The 15,527-nt window shown below is 66.1% G+C and carries 12 protein-coding genes and 1 CRISPR repeat array; of the genes, 9 read left to right on the top strand and 3 right to left on the bottom strand.

Annotation, left to right across the window (positions count from 1 at the left end; all coding sequences use genetic code 11):
- The first annotated feature begins 61 nt into the window (after positions 1-61).
- The 9 genes from ACYQ77_RS22885 (at position 62) to cas2 (ending at position 9,332) form a co-directional block, all read left to right on the top strand.
- On the top strand, positions 62-1,912 hold the full coding sequence (locus ACYQ77_RS22885; RefSeq protein ID WP_459714509.1) for a TIGR03986 family type III CRISPR-associated RAMP protein: 1,851 nt from the start codon (positions 62-64) through the stop codon (positions 1,910-1,912).
- Positions 1,909-3,267 carry a Cas10/Cmr2 second palm domain-containing protein gene (locus tag ACYQ77_RS22880; protein ID WP_459714507.1) on the top strand — a complete coding sequence of 453 codons (1,359 nt, stop codon included), beginning with the start codon at positions 1,909-1,911 and terminating at the stop codon, positions 3,265-3,267. Before ACYQ77_RS22885 ends, ACYQ77_RS22880 begins: the two co-directional genes overlap by 4 nt.
- Complete coding sequence (locus ACYQ77_RS22875; RefSeq protein WP_459714505.1) at positions 3,264-3,830, top strand: RAMP superfamily CRISPR-associated protein; 567 nt, start codon at positions 3,264-3,266, stop codon at positions 3,828-3,830. Before ACYQ77_RS22880 ends, ACYQ77_RS22875 begins: the two co-directional genes overlap by 4 nt.
- Before the next feature lie 104 nt (positions 3,831-3,934).
- Positions 3,935-5,059 (top strand): type III-B CRISPR module-associated Cmr3 family protein, encoded by a 1,125-nt coding sequence (locus ACYQ77_RS22870; RefSeq protein WP_459714503.1) that lies wholly within the window; start codon positions 3,935-3,937, stop codon positions 5,057-5,059.
- Positions 5,056-6,363 carry an RAMP superfamily CRISPR-associated protein gene (locus tag ACYQ77_RS22865; protein ID WP_459714500.1) on the top strand — a complete coding sequence of 436 codons (1,308 nt, stop codon included), beginning with the start codon at positions 5,056-5,058 and terminating at the stop codon, positions 6,361-6,363. Before ACYQ77_RS22870 ends, ACYQ77_RS22865 begins: the two co-directional genes overlap by 4 nt.
- Positions 6,360-6,815 carry a hypothetical protein gene (locus ACYQ77_RS22860; protein ID WP_459714498.1) on the top strand — a complete coding sequence of 152 codons (456 nt, stop codon included), beginning with the start codon at positions 6,360-6,362 and terminating at the stop codon, positions 6,813-6,815. The genes ACYQ77_RS22865 and ACYQ77_RS22860 overlap by 4 nt, the downstream gene beginning before the upstream one ends.
- Entirely contained in the window at positions 6,812-7,177 is a 366-nt protein-coding gene (locus tag ACYQ77_RS22855) for a hypothetical protein (protein WP_459714496.1), read from the top strand. The genes ACYQ77_RS22860 and ACYQ77_RS22855 overlap by 4 nt, the downstream gene beginning before the upstream one ends.
- Positions 7,178-7,380: 203 nt before the next feature.
- Positions 7,381-9,057: a CRISPR-associated endonuclease Cas1 gene (gene cas1, locus ACYQ77_RS22850; protein ID WP_459714493.1), complete on the top strand. Its 1,677-nt coding sequence runs from the start codon at positions 7,381-7,383 to the stop codon at positions 9,055-9,057.
- Positions 9,054-9,332 (top strand): CRISPR-associated endonuclease Cas2, encoded by a 279-nt coding sequence (cas2, locus tag ACYQ77_RS22845; protein WP_459714491.1) that lies wholly within the window; start codon positions 9,054-9,056, stop codon positions 9,330-9,332. Before cas1 ends, cas2 begins: the two co-directional genes overlap by 4 nt.
- A gap of 202 nt (positions 9,333-9,534) precedes the next feature.
- A CRISPR array of direct repeats spans positions 9,535-10,002; the repeat unit is 37 nt; unit sequence GTGCCAACCCAGCTCACGCCGAAGGGCGTATTGAAAC.
- 878 nt (positions 10,003-10,880) lie between these two features.
- Here the strand turns inward: cas2 and ACYQ77_RS22840 are convergent.
- From ACYQ77_RS22840 to ACYQ77_RS22830, 3 genes are all read right to left on the bottom strand, one after another.
- Positions 10,881-12,032, bottom strand: a complete 1,152-nt coding sequence (locus tag ACYQ77_RS22840) for a hypothetical protein (protein WP_459714489.1) — start codon at positions 12,030-12,032, stop codon at positions 10,881-10,883.
- Positions 12,029-12,610 (bottom strand): hypothetical protein, encoded by a 582-nt coding sequence (locus ACYQ77_RS22835; protein WP_459714487.1) that lies wholly within the window; start codon positions 12,608-12,610, stop codon positions 12,029-12,031. Before ACYQ77_RS22835 ends, ACYQ77_RS22840 begins: the two co-directional genes overlap by 4 nt.
- A 68-nt stretch (positions 12,611-12,678) precedes the next feature.
- Positions 12,679-15,123, bottom strand: coding sequence for an alpha/beta hydrolase (locus ACYQ77_RS22830; protein ID WP_459714485.1), 2,445 nt, complete (start codon positions 15,121-15,123; stop codon positions 12,679-12,681).
- Positions 15,124-15,527 lie beyond the last annotated feature (404 nt).

The raw sequence follows: 15,527 nt of genomic DNA, 5'->3' as shown, positions 1-15,527 counted from the left end.
GGCGGTCGCTCCTGCTCGCGGCAGGCCTCATGGGCATTGCGGAACGCCGGGACGGGATCTGGTGAGTGGGACGTTGTCTGTCCTCATTACCGCTGCGTGTCCGTTGCTGATTCGCGGTTTCGGCACGGATGCTGAACCGGCGGCACCCACCAGACCCGGTTCAGGCGGGCGGGAGCACATCCTTCCCGGGTCGGCACTGCATGGCGCGGTCCGTTCGCTGCACGAGACGTTGACCGGCAGCTGTTTGCGCGCGGTCGACGAGGATTACGTCCCGTCTTATCGGCAGGGCGCGATCGCTGGCGAGATCCGCAGACTGCGGCTTGCGGTGGTCGCACAGGTCGATCCCGCTAACCCGCACGGGTCGCCCCGGGTGCGGTTGTGTGAGGCGGGTGATCCGGTTCGGCACCGGTTGAACCAATCGGTCCTGGAGCATATTCACGCCACCCACGGACTCCGATCGGGTGATCGCCTCCGGGTGGCGCTGGATCCCGGTGGGAACGCGGTGGACGCTAGTCCTGCCGCCGACGGTGACTGGGTGGTGTTCATCAGCGACGGTGCTGCCCGCGACGAGAAACAGCCGTACCGGGCACACGTACGCCAGCTGACGAACGCCGACATTCGGCTGCCCGACGGTGTCTGGTCGGATTTCCTGAAGGTCGTGGAGGAGGCCGACGACCTGCGCACAGCGCGGCTGGCGCAGGTTCCCGAATCGGAACGATACGTGCCGGTCACCTATCGCTACGCGCCTGTCGGACGACCCGCGCGGGACATCGTGGTCGGTGAGCGGAGCCTGGCGCGCAGGACAGTGCATGTCGGGCAGCCGTTGTGGCTGTTGATGTCCGAGACCGGTGAGGTCGGGCAGGTCCGGCTGTCCATGATCTGGCGTCAGTCGGGGGCCGGTGCGGTCGGCGACCGGATTCCGCCGGGGTTTCACGCCTGCTGGGATCCGGAGCGCTTGTGCCCGTCGTGTCGGCTGTTCGGTTCTGCCGATACTCGCGGTGTGGACACGGCACGGGCGCACCAGCGGTCCTATCGGGGGCACGTGCGGTTCGGGGACGCGGTCGCGGTGAAGGCAGAGACGGTGTCGGTGCGGCTCCCGCCGATGGGCAGACCGCATCCGGGTGCTGGCCAGTTCTACCTGAACTCCACCGCGGTCGCCGGGGACGCGGGCAATCCGCCGCTCCGTCAGTGGGGCTCGGCCGCTGACCGTGGGGAATCTCGTCGGCTGCGGGGCCGGAAGTTTTACTGGCACACTTCGGTTCCCAACGGCCACTTGCCCCGCCGGGGCAAGGCCCGTCCTCACCACGCCGATAACGTTATGGCCGTTGACGCGGTGGCCTTCGCGATCGGCAGCACCTTCACCGCCAGGATCGTGTTCAGCGACCTCGATCGCACACAACTCGGCGGACTGATCGCCGCTCTGCGCCCGGACCTGGCGCTGGGTGAGGGCTCCGCGTTTGTTCACATCGGAGGGGGCAAGCCGCTGGGCTACGGCTCCTGCACCATGGCGCTCGATCCGGCCGGCAGCGCCTTTGGACCTGCGGCCGACCGCTACCGCGGGATGAAACCCACGCAATTCGATGAGGCGACGCAGCGGGACCTTGTCGCGGAGTTCGTCACCGCTCACCGTGACCGGCATGTGTGGCCGCAGCTGGCGAAGGTCCTGCAAAGGGACGCGGTCGACCCCGATCTCGTGTGGTACCCGCCCGGCCCGGGACAGCCGGGCGCCAAGTCCTTTGACGAGGGTTACGAGTTCTGGAAGCAGACCGCGGGAGCGGAAATGGCCCCCGACAACGGCACTCGCCGGGGATACCCGCTGACGCCGCTGCCCGATCTCGGCGACACCGACCAACGGCTTCCCATCGTGCCGAAAGCGCAGATCAGGAACCTGCCGCCGAGGAGGGGACGGTGAACCGCTACCTGGACATCGGTGTGGTCCAGATCCAGCACTGGCTGGCCCGGACACAGAAGCTGCGTGGACGGCGGGGCGCGTCGTCCATGATCCGTACGGCCACGGCCCCGGACACGGTCGCGGCTCTAATCGAACGCTACGACGGCGCCGTCCAGCCGAACTCCGAGACCGGTCCGATCGACGGCGTGATCCATCTACGCGTGATCACCACGGACGAGAACGTGATCGCCACCGTCGAACGCGACCTGCTCAGCCACCTGCGCCGGAAACTGCCCATGGCAGCGCTGCGGGCAGTCGAGACCCACGGCCCCAACTACGCCGAACGTGGCGACGCCGTCGCGCGGGACTGGCTCGCACCGGTGCACGAGTGGTCGCTGGCCCGGCCCTGCGAATGGTGCCGGTCATCACCAGGACACCAGTCAGTGGCCCAGGACGCAGAGAACGACACGAAGAACGACGCGGAGAACACCCACGTGCTGTGCGTCGACTGCCTCGAACGTCACCGCAACGCCGGGACGGCCCGCGGCCGCGTCGTGTCCGCGCCGGAACGGGACCTGCTGGAACTCGTCGGAGACGGTCGTTCGGTTCCCGACGAATCCACCGAACTGGCCGCGCTGGGGCTGGGTGGACCGGACGACGACACCCATCTGGCGACCGTCTACGCCGACGGCAACGCGCTGGGCGCGTTCATCCGAGACGTCCACCGACGCCACCCGAAGGCCATGGCCCAGCTCCCGTCGAAGATCCACACGGCGACCTGGGCCGCGGTGCGGGCCGGGCTCGCGAAGATCGACAACGGTGGGCCGACGATGCCGATCATCGCGCACCTGGTCGGCGGGGACGACATCCTCATCACCGTGCCCGCGCACGGCGCGTGGGACTTCGCCGACGCGATGACCTCGGCGTTCACCGATGCCCTGCACGACGCGGTCCCCCAGGTACGCGACACCCCGACGCTGACCTCAGGGGTGGTGATCCACCACCATTCCTTCCCGCTCTCCGCGACCATCGACCTTGCTGGCGACCTGTTACGAGCGGCCAAGAAGGCGTTCCCCGGTATCGCGGCACTGGCCTGGCAGGCCATCACCCACGACGGACCCACGATCAGTGGACGCGCCGCGATACCCCACACCCAGTTGCGTGCCCACCACGCCCACTTGACCGCGCTGGCCGACCTCCCCGCATCCCAACGCCAGCAACTCGCGCGACTGGGCAGAGAAGGGCGTCCGGAGGACCTCGATCGGCAGATAGAACGACTGGGCCTCGGGGACGTGACCGCACCGTTCCGCACCACCGCAAGTGACACGATCCCCCTTCATGACGCGTTGGACATGGCGCGGTGGTGGCGTCGATGACCACCGTCGAGTTCCGGATAGCGTTCGCCGCACCATTCCGTGTGTCCACCGGGCACGCACGCCCAGGTGTCGACGCGGGTATCGACCGCGACACCCCGCTGCCCGCCACCAGCCTCAAAGGGCTGATGCGCGCGACCGCCGGCCAACTGCTCGGCGAGAAGCATCCGTTGGTCGCCGCAGTCTTCGGATCTGTCCACGCGCCGTCACCGTGGAGCTGGTCCGACGCGACCCCCGCCGGTGACGGCTGGCGGAAACCGGTGATCGCCTCCAGAGTGCGTATCGGCGAAGACCACGTCGCGGACCACGACATGCTCGGCTCCGCCGAGGTCACCCAGGCTGCCGCCGCGACGTTCAGCATCACCCAGTGCGGCCACCTCACCGACGAAGCCCTCGCACTACACCGGGCGCTGCTCGCGGTCGCAGGGCAGGCCACCCGCTCCCTGGGCGCAAACCGGCGCCGCGGCCTGGGCTGGGTGCACATCACCTGCACCAGCGACCCGCCGACCGAGGACACCGTGCGGACGCTGCTCGCCCAAGGACCCGCCCAAGGACCCGCCACATGACCGAGATCATGCGCGTCACCGCGACGCTGGACGAGCCTGCCGCCCTCGGCCGGGGCCGCCGGGCCGACTTCCGTCAGGACACCTTCGACCACGTACCGGGGTCCGTGCTGCGGGGCGCCTACGCCGCCGCCTGGATTCGCCGGCACGGGATCGACGTCACGACGAGTCCCGAGTTCAGCGCCGTGTTCGAGGGGACGGGCACCTTCGGGCCGTTGCACACCGACACCAGCTTGCCGCTTCCGCTGTCTGTGTTCCGGCACAAGTACCAGCCCTCACCCAGGTGTGAGCGCCTGTGGTGGGACCGCGCGCTCGGGGCCGCCGAGACGGAATGTCCCCACTGCCGGCAGCTGCTCGAGCCAGGCCGAGGGGAGCCGATCGGCGAGATCCCCCGTGTGCACCGGACCCGCGCGGCCCTTGACATGGACGGTGTCGCCCGGACAGCCCAATTGTTCCAGACCAGCGCCCTGCCGACCGGTACCCAGCTACATGGATGGGTGACCGGTCCCGCGGTCCGCGCGCTGCGGCTCGGCGACTCGACGATCTCCCGGCTCAAGTTCGGGGGTGATCGCAGCACCCACGGTGCGGTGACCATCACGGTCGACGACGACATGCCCACTCCGCTGGAAACCTCCGTGTCCGAGGGCAGTGTCATGGTCGTGCTCCGGCTCGCCGCCCCAGGGGTCTTCCTCGACCAGTACGGTCTGCCCGCCGATCGCCCGGATACCGACGAACTCCGCGAACACCTCGGCTGCGCCGACGCGGAGATCGTCGGTGCGTGGACCCGGTGGACCGAGGTCGGAGGCTGGCACGCCGCCAGCGGCCTACCGAAACCCCGTGACCGGGCCGTCGCCGCGGGCTCGACCTATCAGGTCCGCTGCGGCACGGCACCGGCCCCGGACGCGCTCACCGCCCTGCGAGCTCGTGGTGTCGGGCTGCGGCGCCGGGAGGGCTTCGGCGCCCTCTACGTTCCACCATCGCCCCCGCTCCCGGACCGGTACTGGTTCCGGCGCGCGATCCCGGTCCGAGGGTTCCACGGGTGGCCCCGGCTTCGCGTGCTGCTGCGTACGCGACTTGACACCTGGCCGCCGGAACCGGACGCCGACGCACGACTCCTGACGGTGCTCGGGAAGCACCTGGATGACCGTCAACGTGAAGCGCTGGAGACCTTCCTGTCCATCGGGGACCAGACAACCAGCGGTGCGGTGCTGGACATGTTGGAGGAGCAGTGAAAGTCACCCTGGTGACCGTGGCGTTGCGGATGGAGACCGCTGGTGGCGTCACCGCTCCGGAAGCGCAGTGGTGGGATGACGAGGTCACTGCCACCGACACCCGGACTCGCAACGTGCTCCCGCTGCGGCGGGATCCGTTCGGGCACGAACACATCCCTGGCACCACCATCGCCGGTGCGCTCCGCGCGCACTGCCACGACCGCCCTGGACTCGGCGGTGCGTTCGGGCCGGAACCGGGAGCAACGCACCGGTCCGCGTCCCCGATCCAGGTGCTCGGTACCTGGTTTCCCAAGGCTCCGACGACGACAACACACACCCGTACCGCCGTCGACCGGTTCCGTGGTGCTCCCCGAACGAGCACGCTGCGGGCCACGGAAATGTTCGACGCCGGCACCGAGTTCCGGGTGGCGCTGCGCTGGAACGACGCCGAAGCGAACGAGGTGGCCGCGCTCCTGGACGCGGTGCGCTCATGGGCGCCAGTCTTGGGCCGAGGCGCCTCGATCGGTGCTGGTCAGTGCGTCGTCACCGGCTTGGGGCACCAGACTTATGATCTGTCCACAGCGGGTGGACTGATGGCATGGCTTCGGATCGGCGGTCTCGATGACTACCCGACGCCCGAGCACGTCCCCACCACCGACCGCGCAGCGCCCGTGCTGCGTGTCACTCTCGCTGTCGTTGACGCGCTGCACGTCGGCGCGGGCACCACGATAGGCGGCGCGCACGGACAGCAGGTCGCCGCGCTGGTGCGCCGCGGAAACGACATTGTCATTCCGGGGTCCGGACTCAAGGGCGTGCTGCGGTCGCGGGCCGAGTACATCTGCCGGGTTCTGGAGCAGCCCGCCTGCACCGATGCCACCTGTGGACAGTGCCGTCCGTGCCGGATCTTCGGCCACGGAGCCAGCGAACCAGGCAGGCCGCTGCGACGCGCGGCTGTCGCCGTCGCGGACGCGGTGGTACGCGAACCCCTTGTCGAACACCGCCAGCACGTGACGGTCGACCGGTTCACCGGCGGGGCGCAGGACGAACTGCTCTTCACCCACGAGGTCCTGGTCGCGGGAACGTTCGACCTGACCGTCACACCACTCGGTACACCGCTGGACCGTGGTGACCTGTTGCTGCTCGACGCCGTCGTGCTCGACCTGCACGACGGGTTGATCGGTATCGGTGCCCGCACGACCGCCGGCTACGGGACCGTCCGTGTCGTGGGCGAGTGGACACGACACGACCTCGCCGACCTGCCCGCCGCGCTGACCAAGCCGACCGAGGTGACAGAGATGGCAGAGGTGACGGAGGTGACGGCGTGACGTGGACGATGCTCGGCACCGGACGGCGCGACGTGGCGAACTGGCCTGCCCTGGTCGCGGCACTGCCGACCATGACAGCGGCCTGGGCGGACCTCACCGGCTTCCACCTCGACGACTTACCCGCTGCCACGCCACCGGCCAGCCACCTGTGGGCGTGGTCGCCGGGAACCTGGCTACGGGTGCGTATCGACCAGCCGAACTGGTGGGCCGCGCTGCTCATCCCCGAGCCCAGCGACGCCGACCCGGATCTGTGGGCGACAACGGAGGACGGGCTCACGGTGGATCACCGCAAGGTCATCCACTGGTCGCCTGACATGGGCGAGGTCGCGCAACGCCGAGTTACGCCGGAGAACGCTCTCGATCGTCAGATGATCGAGCTGGTCCCGTTGCGGCCGTCGACCGCGACGTTCCTCGGACCGCATGACAGCGTCACCCATGTGGGCACGTCGTGACGCTGGTCAACCTGACACCACACCTGTTGTGTGTCATGGCTTCATCCGGTGCCGTGCTCCTGGAGTTGCCGCGCTGCGAAGTCCCGGCGCGCATGACGCAGGAGGTGGTGCGGACCGAGACGTTGCCTGCCCCGGACGGTCCAGTGCCGGTTGACGTCATCGGTTACCTGCACCCGATCGCGTTGCCGCCGCCGCGGCCGGGTACCTGGTATGTGGTGTCACGCGTAGTCGCCCGGGACGTGCCCCGGGCGGATCTCGTGTTCCCGGACGAAGAGGTCAGGGACGATCGCGGCGCGATCATCGGGTGCCGCCGTCTCGCGCGGTTCCACCAGGGCTCGTTCCTCCGGCCAGCGGATACGTGACCATGGGTGAGGCGCTGGAACTCGTCGCGTCGGCGCCACGGCTCGCGTCGGCGTGGCGCAAGGTGCTCGCGAACGACGCCGAGGACGACGTGCTGGCGCCGGGTGTCACCCGCTTCGCCGCAGGCGCCGACCGGCTGCTCGGCGAGCTGAGCGCGGAACTGGTCAGCGGCGGCTACCGGCCCCGGCCGCTGACCGAGATCGCCGTGCCCGAACCCGACGGCCAGACCCGCCACCTGCGGATACCGGCGGTCAGAGATCGGATCGTGGAAGGCGCGATCCTGTCCGTCCTGACACCGCTGCTCGATCCCGAGCTGGGACCGGGGTCGTTCGCGTACCGTCCCGGAATCGGAGTGGTCGACGCGGTCCAGGAAGTAGCCCGCCTCCGGGACGAAGGGCTCGGCTGGGTGCTGCACACCGACGTGCACAACTGCTTCCCCAGCGTCGACCTGGACCGTGTGCGCCGCATGCTGGACGTGCTCGTCGCCGACGACGCCCTGGTCGCGGTGATCAACAGGCTGCTCGATCGTCCGGCGCGTATGACAGGCCGGTCTCGTCACCGGCCCGCCGAAGGTCTGCCGCAAGGCGCGCCGCTGTCCCCGTTGCTCGCCAACCTGGCTCTCGAACATCTCGACCAGCGTCTCCGCGAAGCGGGCTTCCCGGTCGTGCGCTACGCCGACGACCTCGTCGCCGCGGCCGCCACCAGAGAACACGCGTGGGAGGCAGCACGTGTGGCTTCACAGGCAGCGGAGGAAATCGGGATGACGCTCGGACCGGACAAGACCGAGATCATGTCCTTCGACGAAGGCTTCAGCTTCCTCGGCGAGGACTTCGGAGTCCGCTACCCGCCCGTCCTCGACGCCCGCACCGACGTACCCGACCGGCGCACCGTCGACCTCGGAGTCCCCGGCAGCCGGGCATGGCTCGACGACGGACGACTGAGGATCGCCCACGACGACACGGACCTGCTCGACGTGCCATCGGGTCTCGTGGCGAGAATCGTGTGCTTCGGACCAGTCGGACTGTCCGCCGGACTCCGCAACTGGGCCCTGTCCACCGGCGTCGACACGGTGATCTGCTCTGCCCGAGGCCGATTCCTGGGCTACGTGACCGCCGGACACCACCGCAGAGTCGAACGACTACGCGGACAGATCACACTGGCCGACCGTCCCGAGCGGTGGCAGCCCGTGGCCCGCGCCATCGTCCACGCGAAGATCCGCAAGCAAGCTGTCCTGTTACAGCGCCTCATGCGGAGAAACAACGCGCAGGAACTCGCCGTCGCAGCCGAACAGATCAACGGCTACGCCGCGATGCTTCCCGACGCGACGGAACGAGACGAGATCATGGGTCTTGAGGAAGCGGCGGCACGCGCTTACTTCGACGCGTGGACCAGCATCCTCGATCCCGAACTGGGCTTCACCGGCCGCAACCGCCGACCACCACTCGACGTGGTCAACAGCGCCCTGTCCTTCGGCTACGCGGTCCTGCTCGGCGAGGCGGTGTCCGCCGCCGCTGCCGCCGGACTCGAACCGGCCATCGGCCTACTACACACCGACCACGACAACCGTCCCAGCCTGGGACTCGACCTGGCCGAGGAGTTCCGACCACTCGTCGTCGACCAAGTGGTCCTCGACCTCGTCCGCCGCAGAAGCCTCACCACCGACCACGCACGACACGACCCGGAACGCGGCGGCGTCCTGCTCACCAGACGAGGCCGCGAAATCCTGATCGACGCCTACGAACGCCGAATGCTCCAAACCACCCGAGGCGCACTCCCCGACTTCGCCGGCAGCCTCCGGCGCCACCTCTACCGGCAAGCGCAGACCATCGCCGGACTGGTCGAGGGAACCATTCCAGCGTTCGTGGGGCTGTCATGGCGATGACCATGCTGATCTGCTACGACGTCTCGCGCGACTCCGCGCGCGCCAAAATAGCGGCATACCTCCAACAGTGGGGAGACCGAATCCAACGCAGCGTCTACATCTGCGCCATCGCACCCGACAAACTGACCGAAGTCACCAATCACCTGACAACCTTCATCGACCCAGCGACCGACGCGGTCCACATCCTCCCAGCCTGCGGAACCTGCTGGACAAGACTGGTCGTACTCGGCCAAGCTGACCGCGAACCAGACAAACCATACTGGGCCGCGCTGTGACATACACGCTAACGGACTATACGTCGTTGCTCCATTTAGGGAGGGTAGCTCATGTGATCAAATAGCGCTGGACTGTGCAGATCGCCTACCAGCGAAAACATCGAGTAGAGCAGCCAGACTTGATCACCAAAGATCCACAGCGAGGTCAGGTGTGCAACGACGGCTCGTTCCCGCAGGTGCAGCCGCCGCCGGATACAGTAGGGTGCCAACCCGGCTCACGCCGAAGGGCGTATTGAAACTTGAAGCGATTTCCTTGGTGGAATGGTCGTTGGCCAGAGTGCCAACCCAGCTCACGCCGAAGGGCGTATTGAAACTATGCCAGCGCGGTCCAGCCGTTGCCGAGATCGTGCCAACCCAGCTCACGCCGAAGGGCGTATTGAAACGTTGGTGCGCTCGGTATCAGTGGTGATCAGGCTGCTTGTGCCAACCCAGCTCACGCCGAGGGGCGTATTGAAACGAAAGCATGCTGAGCATCGCCACCCAGTGCGCTGTGCCAACCCAGCTCACGCCGAAGGGCGTATTGAAACTTCCACAGCGTCGAGTAGTTGGCCGAAGCGTCGGGTGCCAACCCAGCTCACGCCGAAGGGCGTATTGAAACCCGTGGGGTTCATTCGGCACCCTCACCGAGGAGCGGTGCTAACCCAGTTGACGCCGAAGGGCGTATTGAAACTTTGTGGTGCGGCCGTGTATTCCACGGTTTGGAACTGTGCCGGCCCAGCTCGCGCCGAGGGCGTACTGAAACATTGCCGCGCCGATCGCGCTGATGTTAACCATGGCCAGCAGTGCCAACCTGGACCGACGGCGGCCACGAGGTCGCACTCGTCCGTTCGCTACCCGCGATCGACCTCACATGCGTCAGGGATGGCAAGCGACGGTGAGGCCCAGTCGGCCTGTTGATCTTGTTTAGACTCATTTGGGGTGCCTACCGCTACAACGTGAAGGGGGTTGCGGCACCAGTCACGTCCCCGCGCGGCATCACGGCACCGGTTCGACGCGACATCCGGGAACCGCAGCTCGCCAAAATCGAACAAGTGGTCGGCGACCTGTTGGTTGTGGCGGAACGGGCGTGGCCTGACAGCGCGCAATGGTGACATTGGAGGCCCACACGGGCGACGGACTCGCTGACCGCCAGGCCGTCCACAGGCCGTCGGACGTCAAGTCGTGACCAGATGCATCGGAATACAACGAGAAGGAATGAGCAGGTCAGCGCGGGTGCGAAGGGTTTCGGTCCGAGGTGCCCTGACCAGGGAGAAAGTTGTCCCACTTCTGATGGATGCGCCACGCCGCGTCGGCGGCCTGCTGCCGTTCCGGGGCAGGCTGGACGGGCGGCTGTGGCCGCACTGGGTCGGCTCGACCCTTCCACGATGGCCCCCTCACGCCGACCTCGCCGAGACTTCTCGCCTGTCTGGTTGGCGGTCGCGTCACGCGGGTACGGACCGATCGGCTGACTCAATGGCATGAGTGGATGTTCGTCCGCACATATGTTGCTCGGAAGAGTCTGTGTCATCCTGACCGGGGTCGTCGAACTCTGTCGAATGGTCGATTAATTCAACAACGAGCGGAATTTGAAACCGGATCTTCAGGTTTCAAGCGAGGCCGATAGTCTGGTGGCTCGTAAGTCATCTGGTGTACGGCCTGATAGGTGAGACCCGCCGTAGAGGGCTCCGATGCGCAGATAGCAGGTGTCACCCTGAAGGGCTGCCCATTGTTGTCGACGATCTGACTAAAGCGCCTCCCGTCGATCTCGTATTCTATGGAAAGTGTAAAGACGTGAGACGCTGTCCGTGCGTCCATGTTGATTGGCAACGTCGCTGTGGTGCCCGCATGAACGGTTATTGGCCTCGCGGCAAAGTAGGCGCCAGCATCTTCCCCGCTCTCCTGATCAAGGATACGGGCGACAGGATAGGCTGCGTCGAGGTGAAGTAAGGCGGTGGGTTCGGCGCCGCCACCCGCTTCGACGAAGATCGCTGTGCCGTCGAGGACCGGCCCGTCCTGCTTGTTCTTCACCACGAGGTTTCGGATTATTAAATCCTTTGTGGTCGTGTTGCGGAGATTTAGAACAAGTCGCATCGGCAGGCCGGCCGCCAATGCAATGTATGCACCGTCGGCGAGTTCGCGTCTGAAGAAGTCGTCCATTCCAATCTCGTCGGAAGGAAGAGGATCCGTTTTCGAAAATTGCTCTGCGTTGCGCTCCGCGCCTCGCGGGAAAACTGCGTACCAGCCTTCGCTGAAAGCGCGTAGTCGATCCAAGTTGATCACGAGCGCGTTCTCGTATGCGGATGGAGTTGGTGTGTTCACAGTCGTCGTTGTTTTTGATGGGGCCGTGCCCGACGGTGAACCTTCTTGTGTTGCTCGACCAGTCAATATGCCTGCCACGACGGCAACAATCACGATGAAGCTCAGGGCGACCATTGCGCCCGCGCCAAGGATGTTTATCTTGACGCGGTTCTTCTCGCCGCCGATAGTTACCAGGGTACCGCGGTTGACGACAGACGTCGGAGGTTCCTTAGCAGCCGACTGCCGAGCGGCAAGGAGTCGCTCGGAGCCGACGCCGAAAAGAACGCCCATGACGGTGAGTAGGCCGACCGCTGCCCACGCCCAGGTGCTCGACTTGAGCTCGGTTGCGAGGTTGATGAACACGCCGAGCCCGGTCGTCGACAGGCCGCTCAGCGCAGCAACGATCCAGCGCCGTGCAGTCATTCGGCTGCCTCACACGCGGCAGGTCGCTCCTGACCAGTCGGGTCGAACGCGCTCCACAGGCCGGGTCGACTGATCGTTCCACGCGCGATGACGGCTACAGCGCCATCCGGGTGGCAGAAATACTGCCCGCCCTGGTCTCCGACCGGTGGTACTTCGAAAGTCTCCGCCACAACCTGGAGTATGTGGCTGCCGTGATCTTCGCGCTCCCACTCTGCGACCACCTCCTCTTTGGGCGTCGAGTTGAAGGAATTCTCCATGTAGGGGAGTAGGCTGGCGTAGTCGCCGCGGCAGGCGGCGCTGTGAATCCCCTGCACGAGCGGTTCGAGTGGGCCCAGCGGGTTACCGTACGCGTCAGTTGTAACGGCACCGCCGCACTTGAAGTTTGGGCTCTCCTCTGCGGTCGAAATCGGCGTCGCTGTGGAGTTCCCGACTTCGGGTTCCGTTTCATGCGATGTCGCAGGTACTTCTCGTGCGTCATTCGCGACGAGCGTCCGTGTCAGGAAGAAGACGCCGAAGCCGATGGCGACCAACGTGACCGCTGCCGCCAGCGCCGCAGCAGCCCTCGTCCCAGTCCACACGCAGTGGATCCTAGAGGTATTTCCAGTGATTAGGTAGCTGTTCCGTGGTGGGGACTCAGTAAGTGTGATCATTGGGGCGAAGTCTTGCCCGTTAGGTCGAGGACCCACTGGTGGATAGACTCCGCTTGGCCGAGGATTTCCAGCGGGACTGTACCTGCTGTGTAAGCGTCCATTAGGCCCTCGCGGGCATCGGCAATCAACGTCAAAGCGATGTCCTCTTGCCCCTTGAATTGCCTTGCGGCTGCGAGGGCGTAGCCGAGGGCAAGTGTGGCAACAATGGCACGGGGGTCGTCGGGACCATGTTCGTCCGTCCGGCTGCCCTGCAGGTCCACAGCCGCTGAAAGAAGCTTAGCCAGGTGTTCAGCGTGCTCGCCATCGAGGGAGATGGTGTCGGGATCGATGTGCTCTGGCAGCTCATCAGGGTCCGAACTGACCCTGGTCTCTGGGGGCCTGCTGCTGTCCAGAAGAACCTTCAGTTCGGCGCCGAGCAGTCGGGCGAGCGATCGGACAGTGTCGGGGTGCGATGGGTGGCACGTGAGTAGAGCGTCGGCTGTGGTGCGTGCGAGGTGGCGGAGAACGTCGGGGGTGAGGGGATTACGTACGACGCGTTGGACCAGAGCATGAATGGCCACTACTACTCTCGTGGGGTGGTTGTGGTCAAGAGTGACTAGACTAAGGCGGTGGAGCACCGCGAGGGCGTCGGTGACGGTTTCCTCGCTGACGTCTTGCCCGGTGGTGCTTGCTAGGTGGTCAAGGATCCGGTCGCTGAGAAACACCGTCAGTGGGGTACCGGCGGGGTCAAGCAGGGCCGCGACGTGCATCAGTGGTGTGGCTAACCCATTCGGGGCGAGTCGATCGGCGAGGTCAATGGACAGCGACCAAGTTGTGGCAATCGTATGCCGGTAGCCGTCCGGTAGCTCGTCCTCGTCTGGGTCGGGCAGGACCTCGGCCAGGGTGCGGGAGCGGTCGAGGAACCGGTCTCGATAGCGATGGCAGGTCAGGCCGCGGTCGAGCTGGTAGGCGGCGGCCTGCGCCAGCGCCAGCGGTAGGTGCCCGAGGGTGTCAGCCAGGTCGGCGGCACCCTCGTCCAGGTCGGGGCCGGTGCCGGTCGCGATGAGTTTGGCCTGCAGGTACGACACAGATTGGGTGGGCGTAAAAACGTCTACGGGCACCACCAATCGGTCGGTCCGGCGCAGGGCCGGGTCACGGCGGCGGGTGGTGACCACCACCTGCCCCGCTCTACCGGTCCTCGGCCACAGTTCTCGCAGGTCGGAAGGTTTAAGTAGGTCGTCCAGCACAATCAGCCACCGCTCATTGGTCGACCCCATCCACTCCAACAGCAGCTGTGCAGCCGCGTCCGAGTCAGTCGAATCAGCCCCGAGTAGTCGGTGCGCGGCCTCGGCGTAGGCCGAGATGATCGAGAGCCGTGAGTCCGCACTCGCCCACACAGCGAGCCGTAAACCTTCATCGTGCCAGGCGGTTGCGGCGAACTCTGCAGCCAGTTGAGTCTTGCCCACCCCACCGGTCCCCACCAGCACTGTCGTGCGTGCCGCGTCGGGATCCGCTTGGGCCAAGTCCAGGACGATCCCCCTGGCCTGGAATCTGTCTGCCAAAAGCGGTACCACCCCTACACGCACCGGCTCGGCTTGACTCCTCGACTCGAGTGTCAGGAGGGGCTCATGGTTCGTACGTCGTTGCTGCCATTGGCCAGATTCACTGCTTGTTTTGGACGCGCCCTGCGCCAGCCCGATGAGGGTGTCTCGGATGCTGGTGATGAAGCGTTTGATCTGGCCGTAGACCAAGTCGCTGCGGTCAGTCGGTTTGCAGATGTCGATGTGGTTGGCGTCCACCGGGATGGGCGCTTGGCCCGGAATACCGGGATCGGCCGAGCCCGCATCTACCACGTGGACACCTCGGGTTGGCTGGGTCTCGTAGAAGATCCGGTGCCCGATTGCCACCTTGTGATCCGTGGCCCAGTTCCGGTACCGGATGTTGAGCTGCCGGAGATGCGCGCCGTTGCGCTCGAGCGCAACGACTGCCGGTGTCTTGCGGTACGCGACTCCCAATGCCTTGACGACCGCCTTTGTGACCACATCGGAGCCCGTGTGTGGGGTTGCAAGAAACACCACGCCGCGGGTAGCGGTGGCGAACTCGCCATAGCCGGCCCGGCCGTCGGCCGCGTGTAGCAGCATCTCCTTGACTACCAACCCACCCATGCTGTGGGTGACGAAACATAGTGGGCGCCGCCCGATCTCATGGTTCTCGAGCTCAGCGAGCAGGTTGATCGCACGGTCCTGGATTGGCATCGCATGACCAAGCCAGCGGCTCGACGCCGCGTCGTATCCCAGCGACCAGACAGCAACGCCGCTGACGTCCAATGCCAACCACTCTGGCCAGAACGAGCGCTTCGGCCCAGCTGACCAGCTCTTGCGGGCATCGCCGTCAAGTCCATGTACGAAGACGACATCCAACATCGAGTCCTCGCTCACGCCCACTTTGACGAGCTTGGTCACCCATAACCTCCGCGCCCAGACCGTGTCCGTCAATCACAACTTCGGCGTAGCGAGTAGTCGCTCCGAGCCCCGGTACCGTTACCTGGACGACCGGGAACGTGAACACGCTCAGTAGCCGCGAGTCGCGCGGGTTCGAGCTCCGGGGGTAAGGGCAAGAACCAGATGACGGCCAGGCCGTCTACAGGCCGTCGGATGTCGATTCGTGACCAGATGCACGGAAGACAATGAGATAGAATGAGCAGGTCAGCGCAGGTGTGAAGTGGATCAGTCCGCTAGCGCCGACAGGGTTCACCACCTACATCTCGGGTCGCCGTCCTGTGTTACCACGATCGGTCAACCCCGCACGTGTACGGACCTCGTGTCGACTGCAGGTTCGGCGGCGAGTGCGAAGGAGGTGGTGAGGG

The organism is Actinophytocola sp. KF-1 (assembly GCF_054661535.1).
Note: the sequence above shows the minus strand (reverse complement) of the source record. Positions and strands in the feature narration are given on the sequence as shown.